20 protein-coding genes are annotated in these 23,024 nt (G+C 72.4%); 13 read left to right on the top strand and 7 right to left on the bottom strand.

The window, feature by feature from the left end; translation table 11 throughout:
* Positions 1 to 231: 231 nt before the first annotated feature.
* The 9 genes from FF100_RS17670 to FF100_RS17630 all read left to right on the top strand — a co-directional run bounded on the left by FF100_RS17670 (position 232) and on the right by FF100_RS17630 (position 9,420).
* Positions 232 to 864 carry a hypothetical protein gene (locus FF100_RS17670; RefSeq protein WP_425463323.1) on the top strand — a complete coding sequence of 211 codons (633 nt, stop codon included), beginning with the start codon at positions 232 to 234 and terminating at the stop codon, positions 862 to 864.
* A gap of 15 nt (positions 865 to 879) precedes the next feature.
* Complete coding sequence (locus tag FF100_RS17665; protein ID WP_139036994.1) at positions 880 to 1,305, top strand: phage holin family protein; 426 nt, start codon at positions 880 to 882, stop codon at positions 1,303 to 1,305.
* Complete coding sequence (locus FF100_RS17660) at positions 1,302 to 1,697, top strand: DUF3618 domain-containing protein (RefSeq protein WP_139036993.1); 396 nt, start codon at positions 1,302 to 1,304, stop codon at positions 1,695 to 1,697. The genes FF100_RS17665 and FF100_RS17660 overlap by 4 nt, the downstream gene beginning before the upstream one ends.
* A gap of 88 nt (positions 1,698 to 1,785) precedes the next feature.
* Positions 1,786 to 2,601: a hypothetical protein gene (locus FF100_RS17655; protein ID WP_139036992.1), complete on the top strand. Its 816-nt coding sequence runs from the start codon at positions 1,786 to 1,788 to the stop codon at positions 2,599 to 2,601.
* A 129-nt stretch (positions 2,602 to 2,730) separates the two neighbouring features.
* Entirely contained in the window at positions 2,731 to 3,840 is a 1,110-nt protein-coding gene (locus FF100_RS17650) for an apurinic/apyrimidinic endonuclease family protein (RefSeq protein WP_139036991.1), read from the top strand.
* Between the two features lie 42 nt (positions 3,841 to 3,882).
* Positions 3,883 to 4,431 (top strand): RBBP9/YdeN family alpha/beta hydrolase, encoded by a 549-nt coding sequence (locus FF100_RS17645; RefSeq protein ID WP_139036990.1) that lies wholly within the window; start codon positions 3,883 to 3,885, stop codon positions 4,429 to 4,431.
* A gap of 4 nt (positions 4,432 to 4,435) precedes the next feature.
* Entirely contained in the window at positions 4,436 to 5,386 is a 951-nt protein-coding gene (locus FF100_RS17640; RefSeq protein WP_139036989.1) for a class I SAM-dependent methyltransferase, read from the top strand.
* A gap of 415 nt (positions 5,387 to 5,801) precedes the next feature.
* A complete protein-coding gene (locus FF100_RS17635; RefSeq protein WP_139036988.1) occupies positions 5,802 to 6,449 on the top strand; it encodes a thioredoxin domain-containing protein in 648 nt (215 codons plus the stop codon).
* A gap of 25 nt (positions 6,450 to 6,474) precedes the next feature.
* Positions 6,475 to 9,420 carry an AbfB domain-containing protein gene (locus FF100_RS17630; RefSeq protein ID WP_139036987.1) on the top strand — a complete coding sequence of 982 codons (2,946 nt, stop codon included), beginning with the start codon at positions 6,475 to 6,477 and terminating at the stop codon, positions 9,418 to 9,420.
* 73 nt (positions 9,421 to 9,493) lie between these two features.
* Here FF100_RS17630 and panE read toward each other — a convergent pair whose 3' ends face one another.
* A complete protein-coding gene (gene panE / locus FF100_RS17625) occupies positions 9,494 to 10,432 on the bottom strand; it encodes a 2-dehydropantoate 2-reductase (protein WP_139036986.1) in 939 nt (312 codons plus the stop codon).
* 111 nt (positions 10,433 to 10,543) lie between these two features.
* On the opposite strand from panE, the gene FF100_RS17620 reads away from it, so the two are divergent.
* Positions 10,544 to 11,869 (top strand): chloride channel protein, encoded by a 1,326-nt coding sequence (locus tag FF100_RS17620; RefSeq protein WP_246102137.1) that lies wholly within the window; start codon positions 10,544 to 10,546, stop codon positions 11,867 to 11,869.
* A gap of 209 nt (positions 11,870 to 12,078) precedes the next feature.
* Here the strand turns inward: FF100_RS17620 and FF100_RS37145 are convergent, their stop codons facing one another.
* Both FF100_RS37145 and FF100_RS17615 read right to left on the bottom strand, forming a co-directional pair.
* Complete coding sequence (locus tag FF100_RS37145) at positions 12,079 to 12,219, bottom strand: hypothetical protein (protein ID WP_171070221.1); 141 nt, start codon at positions 12,217 to 12,219, stop codon at positions 12,079 to 12,081.
* A gap of 208 nt (positions 12,220 to 12,427) precedes the next feature.
* Positions 12,428 to 14,296, bottom strand: coding sequence for a Wzz/FepE/Etk N-terminal domain-containing protein (locus FF100_RS17615; RefSeq protein WP_171070220.1), 1,869 nt, complete (start codon positions 14,294 to 14,296; stop codon positions 12,428 to 12,430).
* Positions 14,297 to 14,737: 441 nt separating this feature from the next.
* On the opposite strand from FF100_RS17615, the gene FF100_RS17610 reads away from it, so the two are divergent.
* Positions 14,738 to 15,229 (top strand): acyltransferase, encoded by a 492-nt coding sequence (locus tag FF100_RS17610; protein WP_139036984.1) that lies wholly within the window; start codon positions 14,738 to 14,740, stop codon positions 15,227 to 15,229.
* A 38-nt stretch (positions 15,230 to 15,267) separates the two neighbouring features.
* On the opposite strand, the gene aqpZ is transcribed toward FF100_RS17610, so the two are convergent.
* Together aqpZ and mutL are read right to left on the bottom strand one after the other, a co-directional pair.
* The gene (gene aqpZ / locus FF100_RS17605; RefSeq protein WP_139036983.1) at positions 15,268 to 16,002 is read right to left on the bottom strand and encodes an aquaporin Z; all 735 of its coding nucleotides are present in this window, start codon (positions 16,000 to 16,002) and stop codon (positions 15,268 to 15,270) included.
* Positions 16,003 to 16,370: 368 nt separating this feature from the next.
* Positions 16,371 to 18,365: a DNA mismatch repair endonuclease MutL gene (gene mutL / locus FF100_RS17600; protein ID WP_139036982.1), complete on the bottom strand. Its 1,995-nt coding sequence runs from the start codon at positions 18,363 to 18,365 to the stop codon at positions 16,371 to 16,373.
* Between the two features lie 112 nt (positions 18,366 to 18,477).
* Here mutL and FF100_RS17595 point away from each other — a divergent pair, with 112 nt between their 5' ends.
* Positions 18,478 to 19,017, top strand: coding sequence for a GNAT family N-acetyltransferase (locus FF100_RS17595; protein ID WP_139036981.1), 540 nt, complete (start codon positions 18,478 to 18,480; stop codon positions 19,015 to 19,017).
* A 170-nt stretch (positions 19,018 to 19,187) separates the two neighbouring features.
* Entirely contained in the window at positions 19,188 to 20,726 is a 1,539-nt protein-coding gene (locus FF100_RS17590) for an outer membrane beta-barrel protein (protein ID WP_246102136.1), read from the top strand.
* Between the two features lie 170 nt (positions 20,727 to 20,896).
* On the opposite strand, the gene FF100_RS17585 is transcribed toward FF100_RS17590, so the two are convergent.
* Positions 20,897 to 21,907, bottom strand: coding sequence for a zinc-binding alcohol dehydrogenase family protein (locus tag FF100_RS17585; protein WP_139036980.1), 1,011 nt, complete (start codon positions 21,905 to 21,907; stop codon positions 20,897 to 20,899).
* A gap of 321 nt (positions 21,908 to 22,228) precedes the next feature.
* Positions 22,229 to 23,011: a transporter substrate-binding domain-containing protein gene (locus FF100_RS17580; protein ID WP_139036979.1), complete on the bottom strand. Its 783-nt coding sequence runs from the start codon at positions 23,009 to 23,011 to the stop codon at positions 22,229 to 22,231.
* Positions 23,012 to 23,024 lie beyond the last annotated feature (13 nt).

The raw sequence follows: 23,024 nt of genomic DNA, 5'->3' as shown, positions 1-23,024 counted from the left end.
CTGGGAGCAAGCGCGATCCCGCGGATTTGGTCAACCCTTCCGGTGAATCCAGACCCGGCCGCGCCCGGACCGGCTGTGCCCGGCGCTCCACAGGAATCCCGCCGCGATTCCTCCTTGGTTAAGGCCGGAACCGGGCGCCTTGGCTGCTGTTACTCGCAATATCGTCGCATGTGGTCGGCGGGGCGGCCGGTCCGGCCTGCCCGCCGCGCCGAGAAGGAATGGAGTGCCCTCATGAGCGCGGGTTACGACAACGGACAGCACCGGGGCGACGATGGGCGGCCGGCGGATTGGAACGACCTGCGGTCGGACGTGCGCCAGCTCGGCGACGTCGCGATGGAGCGCGGCTTCAGCCTGGTCGAATCGGCCCGCGAGCAGGTCCACGGCTACGTCGACCGGCGCAAGGGCGACGCCGCCCAGTCGGTCTCCGACCTCGCCCAGGCGCTGCGCGATTCGGGCGGCAAGCTCGATCAGCAGCCGAACGTGAAGGCGTTCTTCGACAGCGCGGCGGAAGGCCTGGAGCAGCTCTCCGGCTCGATCCGCGAGCGCAGCTTCGAGGATTTCTACAGCGAGATCGAGGCGGTGGCCCGGCGCCGGCCGGCGGCGGTGGCGGTGGCGACCTTCCTCACCGGCTTCCTCGCCGCCCGCTTCATCCGGGCCTCGGCCCAGGCCGCCCACGTGCTCGACGGCCGCGAGGCGTTCCGCGAATCCCAGGCGCGCGCCCGCAGCACCTACGACCGGGCAACCGATTCGTTCGGCACCCGGGATGCGGGCTATCGCGACGTGCCCGGCGCCCACAGCGAGCCCGAGACCGCCCGCCCCGACCCGTACCGCACCGGCGCGTCCGGCCCGCGCTACTCGGCCTGATCGGAGGAATCCGCGATGGCCGATCCTGCCACCGGCCGCCCGAATGGCGGCCCCGCCTCGCCCGGCAGCATCCAGGGGCTCCTGGGTGACGCCCTGCGCGAGACCACCGACCTCGCCCGCAAGGAGATCGCCCTCTTCCGCACCGAGATGTCGAACAACCTGAGGTCGCTGTTCCTCGGGCTCGGCATGATGGTGGGCGCTGCGGTCTTCGCCGTCGTCGCCCTGCTGGTCCTTACCGACGCCCTGGTGAAATGGCTCGCCACGGTGGTCCATTCCGAGGCGCTCGCCGCGCTGATCGTCGGGGCGGTGTTCCTGGCGATCGGCATCGGGCTCGCCCTGTGGGGCCGCAGCGCGATGTCCCTGTCCACGCTGACGCCGACCCGCACCACGCGCCAGGTGCGCCAGGATGCGAGGGTTCTGTCCGAGAGGGTGTCGGGATGACCCAGTCGATCAACGAGCTCGAACACGACATCGAGGAGACCCGCGCCCGTCTCGACCGGACGATCGACCAGATCCAGGGCCGGCTCTCGCCGGCCAGCATCGTCGACGAGATGCTCGGCACGGTGCGGCAATCGCCGGCGAGCGGGCTCTACGACGGGGCGCTGGAGGCGGTGCGCCGCAACCCTGTGCCGGTGATGCTGATCGTCGCCGGTGTCGGCTGGCTCATCCACCGGGTCGCCCGCGAGTCGCAGCGCCGCCAGCACCTCGAGGCGACGATGAACGGCGCCGAGGCGGTGCCGGTCCTGAAGACCGGTGCGGCCCGGGTCTACGACCCCGACCGGCCGACCGCCCACCCGGCTGCCGATCGCGTCGCCGACAGCATGCGGATGTGATGGGCGCCGGCCCTGCGCCGGTGCCCTCCCCCCGTCGTCCTGTCGGCTGCCGACGCCCCCGTCGCACCCTCCCACGGAGTACCAGAGCATGGCAGAGCACACCATCAACCCGGCCAATCCGGGCGCGCCCTCGGCCCATACCCCGGCCACCAGCCCCGAGCGCAACCTGCACCAGGACCACGATACCGTCCGGCAGAACCTCGACGCGGCACAGGGAGCCGCGTCCGACGCGGCGAAGACCGCCGGGCAGACCGCCCGGGATGCCGCCGACGCGGTGAAGGACGCGGCATCCACTGCCTCGGAGACGGTGAGCGACACCGCCTCGGCCATCGGCGACCGCATCAGCCAGACCGCCGAGCAGCTGCGCGCCAAGGCCGACGCCGCCGCCGACCGCCTGAAGCAGGGCGCCAGCGAGGCGGTGAACCGCGCCCATGCCCAGGCGAGCCAGACCTACGGCGCCGTCGGCGGCCGCAGCTCCGAGACCCTCGACCGGGCCCGCGACTGGGCCACCGACCGGATCGAGACCGGCTCGCGCACCTACTCCGACCTGCGCGACCGCGGCAGCGAGCGCCTCGCGCAGGGCCAGAGCGCCGTCGAGCGCTTCGTCACCGAGAACCCGGTCCTGGTCGGCGTCGTCGGGCTTGCCGCCGGCATGCTGCTCGGCGCCCTCCTGCCGCGCACCCGGCAGGAGGACCAGACCGTCGGCCCCTACGCCGACGAGGTCCGCGACCAGGGCCTGCGCTACGCCCGCGAGGCGACCGAGCGCGGCCGGCAGTTCGTCGAGAGCGCCCTCGACCAGGCCCAGGACGCCGCCGTCGCCGCCGCCAACGCCGCCTCGGACGAGCTGCGCAAGAACCAGCCGGGCCAGACGGGGACCGGCGAGCCGGGCCGGCAGACGCACTGAGCCCACCCTCCCCGATCCATCGTCCGATCGCGCGTGGCCGGCCCTTCGGGGCCGGCTTTTTCGTGTCCGTGTCCCCTGCTTCCTGCCCGTATTCCGGGACCCGCGACGCCCCGGGCCGCGTTGTCGGCCATGATCTCCTCTCCCGCTCCCGGCCCGCGCCTCGGCTTCTGCTGCAAGTTCATCCCGGACGAGGAGCCCGGCCGGCACAAGACCATCAAGGCGGCCAAGGAGGCCGCCCTGACGATGAACGTCACCACGGTGACGATCGCGCATCTGCGCCGTCTCGACCCGGCGGCCTCGCGCGAGAAGCTGGTCTCGGTCGTCACCCACAACCTCGCGGCGATGGGGCGGCAGGTCGCCTGGGTGGCGGCCCGGCCGCCGCTGGAGCGGCTGTTGCGCCTCGCGAGCTCGATCCTGCCCGGCTACACCCACCCGGAGGTGCGCGACCTCTACGCCGACCCGGAGTTCCGCCGCACCATCGAGACGGGCTTAGCCGCGGTCGGCGAGGCGGCGCGGGCCGGCGGCGTGCGGCTCAGCATGCATCCGGGCCCGTTCTGCATCCTGGCGAGCCGCAACCCGGCGGCGCTCGAGAACGGGATCGCCGAGCTCGACTACCACGCCGAGGTGATGGCGATGATGGGTTATGGTGGCGGGTGGCACCCGCACGGCGCCCACGTCAACATCCATGTCGGCGCCCGCGACCCCGGGGTCGAGGCCTTCCGGGAGAACCTGGCCCGCGTCAGCCAAGTCGCCCGCGACCTCGTTACGGTCGAGAACGACGAATCCGCCTTCGGCCTCGACGAGGTCCTGCGCCTCGCCGACAGGGTGCCGGTGGTGCTCGACCTGCACCACCATTGGATCCACAGCCGCGGCGGCTACATCGCGCCCGATGACCCCCGCATCGTCCGGGTGATCGAGTCCTGGCGCGGGGTTCGCCCGATCAGCCATGTCAGCGTCTCGCGCGAGGACGTGCTGCCGGGCCACGACCCCGACACCCTGCCCGACTTCGCGGCGCTGACCGAGGGCGGCCTCAACGGCCGGGATCTGGCCGCCCATTCCGACATGATGTGGAACCGCGCCTTCAACGACTACACCGCCCGCCATCTCGCCTGGTGCGACATCGAGGTCGAGGCCAAGCTGAAGAACCTCGCCTCGACGGGCTTGGCTCTCCATGTCGGGCCGGCGCTGTCGGGGCTGGCGCCGGCCGTGCCGGTCGTGCCGCCGCTGGCGGCGGAGTAGGATGGTCTCGACGCTGCCCCCACCTCGCTGTAACGGTGCGGCATGAGATCGGCCGATTGCGACATCCTCGTCGTCCCGGGTTACACCAATTCCGGGCCCGACCACTGGCAGAGCCGCTGGCAGGAGCGGCTCTCGACCGCGCGCCGCGTGACCCAGGAGAGCTGGGACCAGCCCGAGCCGGAGGCGTGGCGCGACGCCGTGATCGCGGCGGTGCAGGCGGCGAACCGGCCGGTGGTGCTGGTCGCCCACAGCCTGGGCGTGGTCTCCTGCGCGCAGGCGGCGCCCTACCTCCCGGTCGGTGCGGTCGCCGGCGCCTTCCTGGTCGCGCTGCCCGATATCGAGCGGCCGGACACGCCGGCGGTGCTGCGCGCCTTCGCGCCGATCCCGCGCGAGCCCCTGCCCTTCCGGTCGGTCCTGGTGACGAGCCGCACCGATCCCTACACCGCCTACGACCGCGCGGCCGAGTTCGCCGCCGCCTGGGGCGCGGAACTCGTCGATGCCGGCGAGTCCGGCCATCTGAATTCCGACAGCGGGCATGGGCCCTGGCCCGAGGGGCTGATGCGCTTCGCCGGCTTCCTGCGCAGCCTGTAGCGCCGTGGTCCCCTCCCTCGACATGGTCGAGCCGGCGACGGCGGCGACCTTCCGCGAGGCCGATTACCTGGCGGCCAACCCGGACATCCACCTCGCGGTGCGCGAGGGCCGGCTCGCCAGCGGCCGGGCGCATTTCGACAAGCACGGCCTGCGCCAGGGCCGGCGCCAGAGCCGCCTGCCCGAGGGGCTCGACGCCATGCGGGCCCACAAGCTCGCGCGGCTTGGACCCCTGATGCGGGACGACCTGCCCCACCGGCGGATCGGCGAGAAATACGATTACCTGAGCGAGGAGTTGCGGGCGCTGTCGGGCGCCGAGGACAGCCCGAACGTCTCGCAGAACGCCTATGACGGCCACGTCCAGGAACTGATCGCGGCCTATCCCGACGGGCTGGTCCTCGATTGCGGCGCCGGCCGGCGCGACCGCTACTACGCCAACGTCGTCAACCTCGAGATCGCCGATTACGACACGACCGACGTGCTCGGCATCGGCGAGGTGCTGCCGTTCCGCGATGCCAGCTTCGACGGGGTCATCTCGATCGCGGTGCTGGAGCATGTCCGCGATCCCTTCGCCTGCGCCCGCGAGATCGCCCGGGTGCTCAAGCCCGGCGGGCGGCTGGTCTGCGCCGTGCCGTTCCTGCAACCGCTGCACGGCTATCCGCACCACTACTACAACATGACCGGCGAGGGCCTGCGCAACCTGTTCGCCGACCACCTTGCGGTCGATCACCAATATGTCCCGGCCTCGCTCCTGCCGATCTGGAGCCTGACCTGGATGATCCAGTCCTGGGCCGCCGGCCTGCCGCCGGACGTCCGCAAGCGCTTCCTGTCGCGCCGCCTCTCCGACTTCACCGCCGACCCGCTCCTGCTCCTCAACGAGCCCTACGTCACCGGGCTCAGCGACCAGAAGAATCTGGAGCTGGCGAGTGGGACGTATTTGTTCGCGCACAAGGAATAGAGGCACGGACCGGGCCGGCGGCGCCCCGCCGGACGGGTGCCGCGCGCCGGCCCGGCTCTCCGTCCGCGGACGCTCCCGTCGTGCGGGACAGCTGACGGCGTCGTGCCGCCGGACGATCGCGTCGTGCGCGCCGGCGATGACGGGGGCGCGCCGCACCGCGCCCGAGAGGACGGCCGTCCCGCCCGGCCCCGGGCATCGTCTCGATCTGCGATATTTCTAGCAGATCGATCCGCCTTTCATTAAGACTGACGCTCGTTTACGCAGTATTATACTCCAGGTTGCACCCGCAAAGACGGCAATGTCCGTAGCGGAATTCTGGTCATGATTCGTTATCCGCGGGCGATTACCGGATTTAAACGGCCGCCCGGCAGTGTGGGAACTGCGACAACCGGATGATGGATTGCGACACCGAACCATGTGGCCGGCCCTGAAGACGATCGCGGCCCTCGCGATCACCTTGCCCCTCTGGGGCTTCCCCAGTACCGCCCAGGTCGAGCCGCGGACGATCCCTGCGGCGTCCCGAAGCGACCTCGACACCCTGCTGTGGCCCACCATGGATTCCGGTCGGCGGATCGACCAGCGTGGTGCGGCCCTGCGTCCCGCGGATCTGCGCGACCGGATCGCCGTGGTGGCGTTCGTGGCGCCCGATTGCTCGATCGTCTGCGTCACCCGCCTCCTCGATCTCGACCGGGTCGCCAAGGCCCTGCCGGGGGCGGCCCACGACCGCGCGGTGTTCCTCGCCGTCTCGCTCGCCGGGACCGGGGGCAACGGGACGGCCCTGCGCGCCTTCGTCGACGGCACCGTGGGAACCGGGACGCGGCTGCGCGTGCTCTCCGGCGACGCGGACTGGACCGCGGCGATTGCCGCGATGCTGCGCTACCCGGCGGCGTTGCTGCCGGAGCCGCCGCCGCAGGTCCTGGTCTTCGACCGGCGCGGCGGGATGGCCATGTCCTATGGCGGCGACCCGGTCGATCGCCCGCGGCTCGAACGCGACATCCCCCTCCTCGACAGCTTCGCCGGGGGGCTCGACGCCGCCCCCGCGCGCGAATCCCAGCCCCTCTGACCATCTCACGCGAAAGTCTCGGCCGATGACAGCAGCGATCCAAGCCGGGCGCCGTTCGCGCCTGCGCGACACCGCCCTCCTCTCCGCCACCATTCTGGGCGCAGGCCTCCTCTCCCCGGCCCAGGCCGCGCAGTTCGGCGTCGTGGTCAACCAGGTCGCCGACCCGGTGCTCGGGAGCGTGGCCCTTCCCGACAGCGCGCCGACCATGGGCGTGTTCTCGAGCGTGCAGAACTGGCCGATGAACGCCATCACCCTCGGCCTGCTGCCGAGCGGCAAGGTCGTGTCCTACGGTACCCCGCTCGGCAACCCGAACAACCAGGACGGGCGCACCTTCGACGTGTGGGATCCGACCAAGGGCGTCGCCGGCGGCCACGTCACGCTTCCCGGCGTGACCGGCGTCAACAGCTTCTGCGCGGCGCAATCCTTCCGGGCCGACGGGTCGCTGTTCCTCGCCGGCGGCATCTTCGACAACGGCAACGACAAGGGCAGCGCGATCCTCAACAACACCGCCACCGGTGTGTCTCCCGCCGCGGCCAAGCTCGCCAACGACCGCTACTATGCGAGCATGATCACGTTGCTGAACGGCCGCCAGCTGATCATGGGTGGCTCCTATCCGTACCAGGGCGGTGCGGGCGACCCGCAGGGCAGCATCGACAAGGGCCTGATGACCGGGATGACCCCGGAGATCTACGACGGCACGCAGTGGCAGAGCCTGTTCGGCGCCAAGAGCCGCGACGCGTTCGGGCCCGACAACAACCGTTTCTGGTATCCGCGCGCCTGGGTAGCGCCGAACGGCAAGGTGTTCGGCATCTCCTCTGACAAGATGTGGTTTCTCGACCCGTCCGGAAACGGCTCGGTCAACGTGACGAACTTCCGGGACCCTCAGCGTCAGGCTTCCTCGGCCACCGACGCGCCGAATGTCGGCCCGGTCTCGACCGCGGTGATGTTCGACACCGGCAAGATCCTCCAGGTCGGCGGCAACAGCTTCGACAACTTCTGGGGCTTCCTGGCGAGTAGCCGCGCGACGGTGGTCGACATCACCACCGGCGCCCCGGTGGCGATCGATACCGCGCCGATGAATTACGGTCGTGCCTGGGCCCAGTCCACGGTCCTGCCGACCGGTCAGGTCGCCGTCACCGGAGGCAGCCTGAACAACAACCAGGACGGGGCGAACTCGGTCGTCCAGGCCGAGATCTGGAACCCGGCGACCGGCCGATGGTCGGTCGGCGCGTCCGGCTCGGTCTATCGCGGCTATCACTCGACCGCGATCCTGATGCAGAACGGGGCGCTTCTCATCGCCGGCGGCGGCGCGCCGGGCCCGGTCAACAACCAGAACGCCGAGGTGTTCTACCCGCCCTACCTGTTCGCCACCGTCAACGGCAAGACGGCTCTCGCCCCGCGCCCGCGGATCGTCAGCCTGTCGACCGCGCAGATGCAGCACGGCCAGTCGATGCAGGTCGAGCTGACCTCGCAGAACGGCCTGTCGCAGGTGGTGCTGATCGGCTTGAGCGTCGTCACCCACAGCTTCAACTCGGGCCAGCGCCGCATCGTCGCCGGCTTCACCCAGGCCGGCAACACCGTGACGGTGCAGGCGCCGGCGAACGCCAACATCGCGCCGCCCGGCTATTACCAGCTCGTCGCGATCGACCAGAAGGGCGTGCCCTCGCCGGGCGTCATCGTCGCGCTGGGTGCGGGCGTCGCGGCCCCGCCCCAGGTCGCGGCCCCGGGCGTGGTGACCGCCACGAGCGGGCAGAACGACGGCGGCACCGCGTGGCTGGCCGGCGGCGGCGCCGGTGGGGGCAGCGGTGGCGGCGCGTCCGGCGGGTCGGGCAGCATCGGCTCGGCGGTGAGCCTGCAGGCGAGCAACTACACCACGAGCTACGTCACCAACGTCAACGGCACGGCCCGTCTCGTCACCCCGGCCAATGCGGGCGACAAGCAGCAGGCGACCTTCCGGATGGTCGCCGGCCTCGCCGGCTCGGGCGTGTCGTTCCAGGCCAGCACGAATGCCAGCCAGTATCTGCGCCACCAGAATTTTCAGATCTGGCAGCAGCCCAACGATGGCGGCGACATCTTCAAGCGCGGCGCGACCTTCACGCCGCGCGCGCCCCTCGCCGGCTCGTGCGGGTGCAACACCGGGACCTGCACGTCCTACGAGTCGATCGACTGGCCGGGCTACTATCTGCGTCACGCGAACTTCAGCGTCTACATCGCGAAGCCGGATGGCGGTGCGACCTACAACCAGGACGCCTCGTTCTGCGTCGCGCCGCCGGCCGACGGCTCGGGCAGCATGCCGGCGGCGAACGGCCAGTGGACACCGATCGGCATCGCCGCCGCCCGCGTCTCGGTCGGGACGGACGGGACCCTCGTCACCCTCAACGCCGACAACAACGCGCCCTGGCGCTACGTCGGCGACGGCAACTGGACGCCGCTGCCGGGCAACTTCAGGGATATCGCCGTCCTGAATGCCAAGAGCATCTACGCCATCGGCATGGACGCCAACGTCTACCGCTACGACGGCCAGAACTGGACCGTGATCGGCACCAATGCCAAGTCGATCGCCGCGGCGGACGGCACGATCCTCATCGCCAACGGCAACAACGACATCTGGCTCAAGCAGTCGGACGACAACACGAATGCCTGGCGGCAGCTGCCCGGCAAGGCGTTGCGGGTCGCGGTGATGAACCGCAACAGTCTCTGGCATATCGGCACCGACAACGCCGTCTATCGCGGCGACCAGGGCGGCAACTGGGCGCCCGTGGGGCCGGATGCGGCCGAGATCGCGGCCTCGCCCGACGGCAGCGTCCTGGTGACGAACACCGCCACCAAGAAGATGTGGCGCAAGACCGGCGACGACACGGTGGGGAACTGGACGCAGATCGATCCGAACTTCCAGGCGACCGCGCTGGCGATCCCGAACGCCCAGCGGGCGATCGTCGTCGGTCTCGATCGCACCATCTATCGCTGGTAGCCGCCGGCACCCGTGCAGCGCCCGGCGTCGACGCGCCGGGCGCTTCGCTTGCGCCCCCCTCTGCTCCTTGCGCTCACCCCTGCTCTCGCGCCCGCCGGGCCTCGTAGGCCTTGAGGTGGGTATAGGCGGTCGCGAGATGCGGCCGCGCCCCGCCCGGATCGGCGTTGCTGCCGCGGGCGAGGAGATCGCCGACGATGTGGTCGGCCTCGATCCGGGCGTTCTTCTGGATGTCGCGCAGCATCGAGGCGGTGAAGCCGGAGCCGGCCGCCGTCAGGGTGCCGCGGCTCGAGTCTAGGAACTTCTCGCGCGGCGCGTGACCGGCCCCGACCGCGACGGCGCGGCACTCGTCCAGCAGGCCCAGCATCAGCGCCCGCCCGCCCGGCGCCGCCACGATGTCGCCGACGGGGGCCCGCATCAGGCAGGTGCCGCAGGCGAGCGTGGCGAGGAAGACCCACTTCTCCCACATCTCGAGCAGGATCCTGTCGCTCAGCCGCGCCGCGAAGCCCGCCCCCTCCATCACCGCGGCGACCCGGGTGATCCGCTCCGAGCGCGTGCCGTCCCGCTCGCCGAAGGTGAGCGCGTGCAACTCGCTCATCTGCACGATCTCGCCTTGGGCCGAGAGCGTCGCCGCGATGGCGCAGGAGCCGCCGAGCACCCGCTCCGCCCCGAAGCGGGCGTCCAGCGCATCGAGATGCGCCATTCCGTTGAGGATCGGCAGCACCAGGGTGTCCGGCCCGACCGCCGGGGCGACGTCGTCGAGGGCCCTGGCGAGGTCGTAGGCCTTGCAGCTCAGGATCACGAGGTCGAAGGGGCCGGAAATCGTGCCCGCCGTCACGGTCCGCGGCCCGTCGATCCGGAAATCCCCGAGCGGGCTCTTCACCGCGAGGCCGTCCTCCGCCAGCCGCGCCGCCCGCGCCTCGCGCACCAGGAAGGTCACGTCGCGGCCGGCCGCCGCCAGCCGCGCCCCGAAATATCCGCCGGTCGCCCCGGCGCCCACCACCAGCACCCGCATGCCGTCCCCTCCTGTCCTTTGGTCACCCCTGACCTGTTCCGGCGGAGCTTCGCATCGCTGCCCGTTTCGTCCAAGGTGCCGCCTGGTCGGGATGGACAAGGGTTGCGGCACGTGCGGGGTTTGAAGGGGCGGCTGCCGGGATCGCGGGATCTCGTCGGGATCTGGGTCCGGCGCGGGCTGTTCGTGATCGGCGGCATCGCGGTCGGTGCCGCGGCGGTGTTGATGGCGTTCCTGGCCGATGCGGCGCAGTCGGCGTTCCGGGCGGTGCTCGGGGTGTCGCCGCTGATCGCCCTGGTCCTGACGCCGTTCGGCTTCGGGCTCGCGGCGCGCCTCGCCCTCACGGTGTTCCCGAACTCGCAAGGCAGCGGCATCCCGCAGGTGATCGCCGCCCGCGACATCGAGGACGCGGCTCTGCGCCATCCGCTGATCTCCCTGCGGACCGCGTTCGGCAAGATCGTGGTGATGACGCTCGGGCTGTTCTGCGGCGCCTCGACCGGGCGCGAGGGCCCGACGGTGCAGGTCGGCGCCGCCCTGATGGCGGCGGCAGGTCCCCTGGCGCCGGAGCGCCAGCGCGGCCTGCTGCTCGCCGGCGGCGCCGCCGGGGTCGCGGCGGCCTTCAACACGCCCCTCGCCGGCATCGTGTTCGGCATCGAGGAGCTGAGCCGCGCCTACGAGGCCAAGACCTCGAGCCTGATCCTCGGGACGATCATCGCGGCGGGCCTGACCTCGCTGGCGCTCGTCGGCAACTACACCTATTTCGGCACCACCGCCGACACCCTGCCGCTCGGCTGGGCCTGGGCCGTGGTGCCGCTCTGCGGCATCCTCGGGGGATTCGGCGGCGGCCTGTTCAGCCGCATCGTCATCGCGGTCTCCCGCGGCCTGCCCGGCGCCGCGGGGCGGTTCGTCTCAGGACGACCGGTGGTGTTCGCCGCGCTCTGCGGCCTCGGCGTCGCGCTGTGCGGGCTCCTCACCGACGGGCACATCTACGGCACCGGCTACGAGGAGGCGAAGGCGCTGCTGCACGGCACCGCCGAGACCCATGCCTGGTTCGGGCCGCTGAAGTTCGTCGCCACGACCCTGTCGTCGATCAGCGGCATCCCGGGCGGGCTGTTCGCCCCCTCGCTCGCGGTCGGGGCGGGGCTCGGCGCGCAGATCGCCGCCCTGTTCGACGGCGTGCCGGTCGGCGCCGTGGTGCTGGTCGGGATGGTGGCCTACCTGACCGGCGTGCTGCAGGCGCCGATCACCTCGTTCGTCATCGTGTCGGAAATGACCGAGAACCACGCCCTGGTGATCCCGCTGATGATCACGGCGCTCCTGGCCGACGGAGCCTCGAAGCTGGTCTGTCCGGAGGGGCTCTACCACGCGCTCGCCGAGCCGATGGTCGAGCGCCTCACCGGGCGCCGGGCGCACGCACCGGCGGTGGACGGGCCGGCGTGAGAGTGCCGCCGTCCCGAGCCCACGCACTGATCCCGGGGCCGCGAAGCGGCGCCCGGGACCAGAATGGCGGGAGGTTCAGGCGAGCGCGGGGCGCGGGCGGCCGTCCGAGGCTTCGGCGCACCCGGGTCCCGGGTTCTGCGGCCCGGTCCCGGACGGATGAGGGAGGGTGAGCCGACCCGGTTCGGCCGGCGGGACCCTGCCCGTCATCCTCAGAGCGGCGGCATGCCGAACTGGGCGACGCGGCGGTTGTGCTCGAGCCAGAGACGCAGCATCTCGGCGAACAGGCCGGGCTTGGCGGAGGCCTTGACGGCGGGGATACGGGTCGCGGCGATCGACGGGGAGGAGGCCATGGGTCCGGCTCCGAAGTTGGGAGGTGGGGTGGAACTCTGTGGTTCCTGTCCCCGACCATGACCCCCATTGTGCGTCGCAGCAATCGCCGATCTCGCAGTTGCGATATGCGCTTACAGCATGCGAGTGACGTCATTATGCTGAATCGCCCGTCAATCATGCACGATATGCCTGACTGGCGGGCGTCTCGTCGCTTTTCGCGGCACCAGGTCAGCTGTCCAGGGCGGTCCGGTCGACCTCGGTGGTGACGGTGCCGAGGATCCGGGCGCGGGCATGCTCCAGGGTCTCGCAGGCCTCGGTGAGGGAGCGTAGCGGGGTGCGGCCCCACTCGGTCATCAGCACCACGCCGTCGAGGAGCGGTGCCAGCGCCAGGACGGCGGCGGAGCGGCCGACCGGCGGCAGATCGACGATCACCACGTCGTAGGCGTCGCCGAGGCTCGACAGCAGCGCCTCCATGGCGGGCGAGCCGAGCCAGTGCGGCGAGGGCAGCCGCTCGTGCGCGAGCGGCAGCACGTCGCAGCCATCCGCGAGCGCGGTCACGTAAGGGCGCCAGCGCTCCGCCGCCGCGGTTCCGAAGCCGCGCAGCTCGGCCACGATCCCCTCCCCGTCGCCGAGGTCGCCCGACGGATCGGGCGACACCGGATCGGCGGCATCGGCGTCGATCACGATGGTGCGGGCGCCGGCGGCGGCGTAGAGCCGGGCCAGCTCGATCGCCGCCAGCGCCTTGGTGCGCCCGCAGGCGCGCCCCGCCGCGGTGAGGCCGATGGTGCGCAACGGCGCGGCGTGGCTCGCCGCGGCAAGCGACAGCCGGGTCCATTGCAGGCCCTCGGCCAGTCCCGCGCAGGTCCGCGCCTCGCCGGAGAGGCCTCGCCGCGGCCTCCGGGGCGAAGCCGGGATCCAGCCGAGGCAGTCCCGCCCGGTCGCCGCCCGGACCTGGCGCCGGGAGCGGGCGCGCCCGTCGAGCAGGAGGCCGGCGAGGCCGACGGCGACGAACAGCCCGGCGCCGGCCGCCGCGCCTGCCGGCATCGTCAGCCGCAGGCCGGGATTGGAACGGAACAATGGCCGGGTCGCCGCGGTGATGACCCGGGAATCGGCCACCGGCGCGCTCTGGCGCTGCACCGCCTCGGCGAGCACGACGAGGAGGCTCTCATAGACCTTGCGCGAGGTCTCGGCGGCGGATTCGAGCTCCTCCAGGGTGCCGGGCTCGTCGTCTGCGGGCGCTCGCGGGACGATCTGGGCGCCGGCGCTCGCCATCGGCCCGTCGGCATCGTCGCGCCGGCCGCGGCGGATGCGGTAATTATGGGTGGCGCGGAATTCCTGCACGGCGCGGATCGCCGTGTTCATCTGGGTCCGGAAGCGGTCGACGCGCTCGTTGAGCCAGTCGGTGGCGTAGCGCGAGGCCTCGATCCGGGCCTCCATCTTCTCGCGCAGGAACTGCTCGACCACGGCGTTGACGATGTCGGCCGCCTTCTGCGGATCGCGGGCCGCGAAGGTGATGTCGAGGGCGTAGGCCAGGCCCGAGCGGCGCACGTCGAGCCGGGCCGCGAAGGTGTCGAGCAGGCGCCGTTCCGTCTCGAGGCCGCGGTCGACCTCCGCCTCGGCCCGCCCGGTCGCGCCCTTGAAGGCGGTGCGGGCGGTCTCGATCAGCGTGCCGATCCGGTCCTGGATCGCGGCAAGCAGGCCCGGGGGCCGGGTCGCGGCGGCGCCGAATTCCGGGTCGTCGCGCAAGCCCAGCTTGTCGATCACCATCCGGGCGACCTTCTCGGAGCGGAGGATCGCGATCTGGTTGGCGATCTGCCCGGTATCGATGGCGAAGCGCGACTCGGCCCCGGGCTCGGCGAAGAGCGGCGGCATCTTGGAATCGATCACCAGCTGCGCCCGCGCGGTGTAGACCGGCGCCGCGGTGAGCGCGTAGAGCGCGCCGAGCGCCGCCCCGGCCAGGGCGCAGGCGAGGATGCGGGCGCGGCGGCGGCGCAGGAAGGCGAGGATGTCGCGGACCTCGAGGCTGCGGGTCTCCGGCGGGTCGTCCCGCAGGCGCGGGGCCAGGGCCGGGTCGGTCCAGATCGGGTTGTTCAGCAAGATCGGCTCTCTTCGGCTCGACCGCGGCGGGGACTCTTCCGGGTTCGGCGGCTCCCCCGCGGGCGCTGGTGGCCGCCGCGGGCGGAGCCGGGGTGATGGGATCCCGCCTCCGCCCGTGACCCCGGCAAGGTACGTCCGCCCCGTCCCGGGCCGGAACGCCGCGGAACGGCGTAAGGGCGGCCCCCGCCCGCCCGGGCGGCGGAGGCGGGCATCGCCCGTTCGGCCCCCTTGCCCGCCCTTCGGCGGAGGCGTCGAGGCCGTTCCTCCCTCCGCCGACGGAGCGGCCTCCTCCGAACGGCCGAGGGGTCGTGCCCTCCCCTTGCCCCGGCCGGGTGAGGCGGCCGGCGCCCGGCGCCCCGAAAGCCGGTGCTGCGGCGCGGGCCGCCGGCCGCCTAGGCTTCCCGTCTCGCGACAGACCCGTGGTCCAAGGAGCCCGCCCGCATGCCGATCACCGACGTGTCCCTCGACGACGGCGCCAGCCTGACGCATCCGGATCTCGTCGACCTCGCGGGGTGCCGCATCGGCGCCGGCGCCCGGGTCGGTCCGTTCGTGCAGATCCGGCCGGGCAGCCGCGTCGGCCCGCGCTGCAAGGTCTCCTCGCACAGCGTGCTCGGACCGCGGGTCGAGCTCGGCGAGGGCGTGTTCGTCGGCCACGGCGTGGTGATCGGCGACGCCGATCCGGGCGATGACGACGCTCGACGACCGACCCGGATCGGCGCCGGGGCCTCGCTCGGCTCGCGCGCGACGGTGCTGCCCGGCGTCACGGTCGGCCGCGGCGCGCTCGTCGGCGCCGGCGCCGTCGTCGAGGCCGACCTGCCCGACTTCGCCCTGGCGGTCGGCGTGCCGGCCCGGGTGATCGGCGATGCCCGCGACCGGCGCGGCTTGCCCCCGCACGACCCGGCCGGGCGCCTCGACGAGGTGGCGGCCGGCTGAACGGGGCGCCGGGCTGCTCGGCCCGGCACCCCTCGGGGTCAGGGCGTCGCGGCGGCCTTCGACAGGCCGGTGACCTGCGCCGAAGGCTCCTCGCTCAGCCAGCGATACAGGATGCCGCCGAGCGCACCCCCGATGACCGGCGCGAACCAGAACAGCCAGAGCTGACCCAGCGCCCAGCCGCCGGCGATCAGGGCTGGTCCCGTGCTGCGGGCCGGGTTGACCGAGAGGTTGGTGATCGGGATGCCCACCAGATGGACGAGGGTGAGGCAGAGCCCGATCGCCAGCGGCGCGAAGCCCACCGGCGCCTTGCCGTGGGTCGCTCCCATGATCACGAACAGGAACATCAGGGTCAGCACCACCTCGGCGAGGAAGCACGACACGAGGGAGTACTGCCCGGGCGAGTGCTCGCCGTAGCCGTTCGCCGCGAAGCCCTTGGCGAGGTCGAAGCCCGGCGCGCCCGAGGCGATGACCCAGAGGAGGCCCGCCGCCGCGACGGCGCCGACGAGCTGGGCGGCGATGTAGGGCCCGACCTCCCGGCCCGGGAAGCGCCGCCCGGCCGCGAGCCCGATCGTCACTGCCGGATTGAGATGGCACCCGGAGATGTGGCCGATGGCATAGGCCATGGTCACCACCGTGAGGCCGAAGGCCAGCGCGACGCCGGCAAAGCCGATCCCGAGCTCCGGAAAGGCCGCCGCGACGACGGCGCTGCCGCAGCCGCCGAAGGTGAGCCAGAACGTGCCGATCGCCTCGGCGGTGCATTTGCGGATGTCCATGGGCGTCTCCTCGTGCCGGACGTCGGCGGCGAGCATCCGGCCCGGATCGCGGCGCGCGGCACCGTCCGGATCCGTCGGAGGAGAGGCTGGCCCAAGGTGGGGTGCGTGCTGTGTTGCTTGCTCAAGATTTCCTTGAAGCATGGATCGCTGTCAAGGCATCGGATCATCGTGCCGCTGTACTGGCGGGTGTACTGGCGGGTGCTGTCGCCGATCGATCGGGTTGTCGCGCCGGGGCTTCGGCTCGAGTCAGGCGGCGATCCGTCCACCGGCCCGGTCTTTCCGGGGCCGCGCGACGGCGCTCGGCATCCGGCAGCGCGGTTCGAGGCTCGCCAGGCGGGGCGCGATCCGCGCTTTCCCGTACGGCCTGCTCACCGCCGTCCGAACAGCCGCTCGACGTCCGACAGCTTCAGCTCGACATAGGTCGGGCGGCCGTGGTTGCACTGGCCGGAGAACGGCGTCGCCTCCATCTCGCGCAGGAGCGCGTTCATCTCCTCGGGCCGCAGCCGGCGGCCGGCGCGGATCGAGCCGTGGCAGCTCATCCGCGACAGGACCGCGTCGAGGCGGCGGGCGAGCGGGTCGGCCCCGCCCTCGACGAGCGCATCGACCACGTCGGTGAGGAGGGCGCGCAAGGACCCGCCGGCGAGCGCGGCGGGGACCTCGCGCACCAGCACCGCGCCGTGGCCGAAGGCTTCGAGGACGAGACCGAGATCCTGCAGGGATTCGGCGGCGTCGGCGAGGCGGTCGGCCTCGACCGGGTCGAGCTCGACCACCTCGGGGATCAGCAGGATCTGGCGGGCGATGCCGCCGCCGGCCCGCTCGCGCTTCAGCCGCTCGTAGACCAGCCGCTCGTGGGCGGCATGCTGGTCGACAATGACGATGCCGTCGCGGGTCTGGGCGACGATGTAGGTCTCGTGCAGCTGCGCCCGCGCGGCGCCGAGGGGATGCGGCTCCGCCGCGCCGGCCGCCGCCTCGGGGGGCGGCGCCCGCAGGTCGGCGCTCGGCGCCGCGAGGTCGCCGGCGAAATGCGCCTGGCGCCCCTCACCGAGCCCTGCCCGGGGTGGCGCCTCGTCCGCGGCGTGGTCGTCGGCCTGGTAGGCCGCCTGGGCGGGCTCCTGTGCCTCCCAGGGCGCCTGCGGCGGCTCTCGCCGGGCGTCGGGCCCGAAATCCCGCTCGAACGCCTCCACCCGCCCCGCGCCGTCCGGCCGGGCCGGTCTCGTCTCGTCGCGGCGCGCGAACAGGCTCGCGGGCTGGCGCGCCGCGCCACCGGGCAGCGACATCGGCGTCTGCGCCGGCCGCAGGCTCTCCAGGGTGCGGGACGCCACCGTGCCGGAGCTACGCCCGCCCTCCCGGCGCAGGGCCTCGTGGATGGCGCTGACGATCAGCCCGCGCACCAGGCCGGGATCGCGGAAGCGTACCTCGGTCTTGGCCGGGTGGACGTTGACGTCGACGAGGGCCGGATCGCAGGTGAGCGCCAGCGCGAGCACCGGGTGGCGGTCGGAGGCCATCACGTCGGCGTAGGCGCCGCGCACCGCCGAGAGCAGCAGCCGGTCGCGCACCGGCCGGCCGTTGACGACGAAGTGGACATGGGTGGCGGCCGCCCGGTGGAAGGTCGGCAGGCCGACATGACCGTCGAGGGCGAAAGCCTCGCGCTCCAGGCTCAGCGGCGCCGAGTTCTGGCCGAATTCCGGCCCGAGCACCGCGACGAGCCGGCGCAGCCACGAGCCCTGGCCGGTCTCGGCCGGGAGGACGAGGCCGGCCGAGGACGCGCCTTCCCCAGTCAGGGTGAAGCGGATCTGCGGATGGGCGACCGCGAGGCGTCGCAGGATCTCGCCCACCGCCGTCGCCTCGGCACGGTCGGACTTGAGGAACTTCAGGCGGGCCGGCGTGGCCGCGAACAGGTCCGTCACCTCGATCCGGGTTCCCGGCTGGCTGGCGGCCGGCCGCACCGGCCCCTTGTGGCCGGCATCGACGACGATGACGTGGCCGTTCTCGGTGCCCGGTACCCGCGAGGTGATGGCCAGGCGCGCCACCGCGCCGATCGACGGCAGCGCCTCGCCGCGAAAGCCCAGGGTGTCGATGCGCTCGAGGTCGCCGCCCGGCAGCTTCGAGGTGGCGTGGCGCTCGACCGCGAGGGCGAGGTCGTCGGCGCTCATCCCGCCGCCGTCGTCGACGACCCGGATCAGCTTGCGCCCGCCGGCCGCGATGGTGACGGCGATGCTCGACGCCCCGGCATCGATCGCGTTCTCGACAAGCTCCTTGACCGCCGAGGCCGGCCGCTCGACCACCTCGCCGGCGGCGATGCGGTCGACGAGCACGGGGTCGAGGCGGCGGACCTGCGGACGTCCGGGGGATGAAGCGGCCATGACTTGGATATAAGGTCGCGCGGGCCGTCCCAGAAGGTGCGGCGGGCCCGTGTCCACCGTCCAAGTCCCACTGCGCATGTCCACCGCGCCTGTTCACCGGAGGATCACCACGATGGCGGAGGATGACGGGGTCACGCTGCGCGCGTGCGCTGAGGCCGACCTGCCGGCGGTGACCGCGATCTACGCCCACGCGGTCGCCACCGGCCGCGCCTCGTTCGAGCTCGACCCGCCCGACCTGGCGGAGATGGGTCGGCGCCGCGCGGCGCTCGTCGACGGCGGCTATCCCTATCTCGTCGCCGAGCGGGCCGGCGCGGTCGTCGCCTACGCCTATGCCGGCGCCTACCGACCCCGGCCGGCCTATCGCGGCACCGTCGAGACCTCGGTCTACGTGCGGCCGGACCAGGCCCGGCGCGGCCTCGGCCGCCGCCTCCTCGCGGAGTTGATCGACGCGGCGACGCAAGGGGGATTCCGCCAGATGGTGGCGGTGATCGGCGATTCCGACAACGCCGCCTCGATCGGCCTGCACGCCGCCCTCGGCTTCCGCCATGTCGGAGTGCTGCGGTCGGTCGGCTGGAAGCACGGCACCTGGCTCGACACGGTGCTGATGCAGCGGGCGCTGGGCCCCGGGGACGCGGCGCCGCCGGGATCTTGAGCCGGGACAGACTGTCCCGGGGTCAGTTACGGGGACTTAACCCTGACCATTGTACCGCTCTTAACTATGAGGAGCCGGCGCCCCGATGGGTCCTGGCGGAGCGGAGCGGCAGGCCCGTGGCGGACGAACGGCGAACATCCGGACAGGTCGGCCCCGGAGTCCCGGCCCTGGTGCTGGCCGCCTCCCTCCTCGCCGCGGGCCCGGCCGAGGCACAGAACGCCGCACCGGGAGCGGCGTCGGCCCTGTCGCAGGCGGCCGATCCGGGCCTCACCGGCCCGCTGCCCGGCGGCCAGGATCCCGACACCTTCGCGCTGCGCGGCGCCAACCCGGCGCTCCGGGGCGGGCTGCCCCGCGCGGGGGCGGGCCAGGGTGCGGCCGCCCGCTCCGGCGCCCGCCTGCGCACGCCGCCGCAGCGGCGGACCCGGGCGCCGACCACCGCCATCACCCGGCAGGCGACCCGGCAGGGCACCGCCGACGACCTGCGCCTGCGCCCGACCGTGCAGATCCCGGTCTCCGGGTTGCCCGACATCGCCGGGGCGGTGCCGCTGCTGCGCCGGCGGCCGATCGACCCCCTCGACCCCTACGCGCCGCTCGGCATCCGGGTCGGCAGCCTCACCCTGTTCCCGGCCTTCCAGCAGAGCGTCGGCTACGACACGAATCCCGACCGCTCGATCCTGCGGCGCGGCTCGATGGCCCTGCGCAGCCAGGGCGAGCTGCGGGTCGACAGCGACTGGTCGGCCCACTCGCTCACCGGCGACCTGCGCTTCGGCTATCTCACCTATCCGGACAACCGCAACGCCGACCGGCCGGACGGCGACGGCGCGATGCGGCTGCGCCTCGACGTCGCCCGCGACACCAAGGTCGACATCGAGGGCCGCTACGCGATCTCGACCCAGCGCGCCGGCAGCCCGGACCTCAACGCCCAGGTCCGCGACCGGCCCCTCGTCGCGGCCTATGGCGGCACCGTCGGGGTGACGCAGAGCTTCAACCGGCTGCAGGTGACGGTGGCGGGCCTCGTCGACCGCCAGACCTTCGAGAACGCCCAGCTCTCCAACGGCACGGTCCTGCGCCAGGACGACCGCAACGCCAACCAGTTCGGCCTGCGCCTGCGCACCGGCTACGAGATCCGGCCCGGCTTCACCCCCTTCGTCGACACCCTCGTCGATACCCGGATCCACGACTTCGCTGTCGACCAGTTCGGCCTGCGCCGCGATTCCAGCGGGGTCACGGTGCGCGGCGGCACCAGCTTCGAGGTCAGCCGGCTCCTCACCGGCGAGGTTTCGGCCGGCTACCTGTCGCGCCACTATGCCGACAGCCGCTTGCGCGACATCACCGGGCCGGTGATCGATGGCGCCGTGACCTGGGCGGCGACGCCGCTCACCTCGGTCCGGGTCGGCGCCTCGACCGGCGTGATCGAGACCATCGTGCCCGGCGCGAGCGGCATCCTCACCCGCACCCTCGTCGGCGAGATCACCCACGACCTGCGCCGCAACCTGCGCCTGACGCTGACCGGCACGGTGATCAACAACGACTACCAGGGCACCAGCATCCGCGAGCAGGGCTACAGCGCCGGCCTCAAGCTCGATTACCGCCTCAACCGCTGGCTCGGCATCCGCGCCAGCTACGCCCGCGAATTGCTGAAGAGCACCGCGATCGGGTCGAGCTATCACTCGGACACGTATCTGGTCGGGGTGCGGGTGAACCCGTGAAGGGGCGGGCCGGTCGCTCCTGACCCAGGCCGATCGTCGCCGCGCCCCGCCTCATCCCCTCGCGCCTTGGCATCGAGACGGCGATGCCAAGGCGTCCGGCGCCTCAGCGCCGACGCCCGTCCGGGCTTGCCTTGCGCCGTCGAACGGGTTCGTTCGAAGGCGCTGCGGCATCACACCTCCAGGATCGCCTTGATCACCCCTGCCTCCGGCCGCAGCCAGTCGCGGAACAGGTCCGGCCCCGCCGCCAGCGGCCCGCGATGGGTGCGCAACGCCTGCGTCGGCACGCGGCCGGCCTGCATCTGGCGGACCACCTCGGCGAAGTCGTCGGGTTGGGCGTTGCGGCTGGCGAACAGGGTGGTCTCGCGCTTGTGGAACTCGGGATCCGAGAACACGATGTCGTCGCGCACTACGCTCACCAGCACGTAGCGCCCGCCATGGCCGACGAAGCCGAAGCCGCGCTGCATGGCGGCGCGGTTGCCGGTACAGTCGATCACGCAATCGTAGAAGTCGCCGGAGGTCGCCGCCCCGGCCTTCGCCTCGGCGTCGTCGGAGGCCACGAGCAGCGCGTCGGCGCCGAGCGCATCGTGCGTGAAGGCCAGCCGGTCCTCGCGCAGGTCCATGACGGTGACATGGGCGCCGCGCGCCTTGGCGAAGATCACCGCCGACATGCCGATCGGCCCCGAGCCGACCACCAGCACGCGGTCGCCGGCGCCGATGCCGCCGCGCTTCACGCCGTGGGCGCCGATCGCCAGGAACTCGATCATCGCGGCGTCGTCGAGCGGGATGTCGCCGACCGGCACGACGTTCCGCGCCGGCACGCTGATCAGCTCGGCCATGCCGCCGTCGCAGTGGACGCCGAGCACGCTGATGTTCTGGCAGGCATTGGTCACGCCTTTTCGGCAGGCGACGCAATGTCCGCAGGACAGGTAGGGCACGATGTAGGCGTTCTGGCCCGCCTCGAGCCCGCTTCCGGCCGGGGCGCGCTCGATCGTGCCCGACAGCTCGTGGCCCATCACCCGCGGATATTGCAGGAACGGGTGCTTGCCCTGGTAGATGTGGAAGTCGGTCCCGCAGATCCCGACCCGGCGGATGCGCACCAGCGCCTCGCCCTCGGCCGGGACCGGCTCCGGCCGCTCGGTCAGCCGCAGGCGGCCCGGCTCGTCGCAGATGAGCACCTTCATGGGTGGGGATCTTTCGGAAGAAGAGAGGGGGATGGGCTGGTGGTGCGAAGATGAAGCGCGTGCCTTCCTGTCGCCCGGCGGGCGGGGGGAGAGCCGCGCCCTCGTTCGGAGGGCGCGGCAAGGCCGCAGGGCGAGGGTGAGGTGCCGGAAGAGGCTCCTCCGGACACACCCCTCGGCCTCGCTCCGGCTGCGCCTCCCCTCGCCGCATTTCCTGAACGGGAACACGGCCCTCTCCCCGCACCGACGTCGGTCCTCGCTTGCGGATCCCGGACACGCCCGGGATCCGTCGGGAGGAGGAGGGAGGTCGCGCCAATCTTCCGGTTACGCCAGCATCTCGGGCGGCAGGTCGCTGCCGTGGTACTTCTTGTAGATCGCGTTGAGCTCGCCGTTGCGCAGGTTCTTGCGCACCCACTCGTTCAGCGCGGTCTGCAGCTTGGGCTCGCCCTTGCGGATGCCGATCGCGTACGGGAACGTCCGCATCACGATCTTGGTCTCGAACGGTGCCGGGGGCTTCCGGGCATTGGCGGTGTTCATGACCTGCGGCGAGGTCGCCACCATGTCGACCTGCCCCGAGACCATCGCGGTGATCAGCGTGGCGTCGTCGTCGTAGCGCACCATCTGGGCGCCCTGGGCGCGGGCGGTCGCCTCCTTGTCGTTGGTGCTGCCGCGGGTGGTGCCGAGGCGCTTGCCGACGACCGCGGCGTAATCCTTGACCTCACGGTCCTTCGGCCCGGCGATCACCGCCTGGATCACCCCGTAGGGATCCGAGAAGTCGATCACCTTCTGGCGCTCCTCGTTCACGCTGAACGAGGCGATGACCATGTCGGCCTTGCCGGTGAGCAGGAACGGCACCCGGTTCGGGCTCGTCACCTGCACGATCTCCAGCGGCAGCTCCCACTCGGCGGCGAGCCGCCGGGCGGTCTCGACGTCGGAGCCGGTCGGCTGCATCGCGGCGTCGGTCATGCCGAAGGGCGGCGAGCCGAGATCGAGGGCGACGAGCAGCTTCTTGCGGCTCCTGATCGTGTCGAGCGTGTCGGCGAGGGCCGGCATCGCCAGGGTGGCGGCGGCCGCGACGCCGCCGGCCAGGAAGGTCCTGCGCTTCATCCCTAAGTCTCCT

This window comes from Methylobacterium terricola (assembly GCF_006151805.1).
GTDB lineage: Bacteria > Pseudomonadota > Alphaproteobacteria > Rhizobiales > Beijerinckiaceae > Methylobacterium > Methylobacterium terricola.
This window is presented reverse-complemented; position numbering and strand designations above follow the sequence as displayed.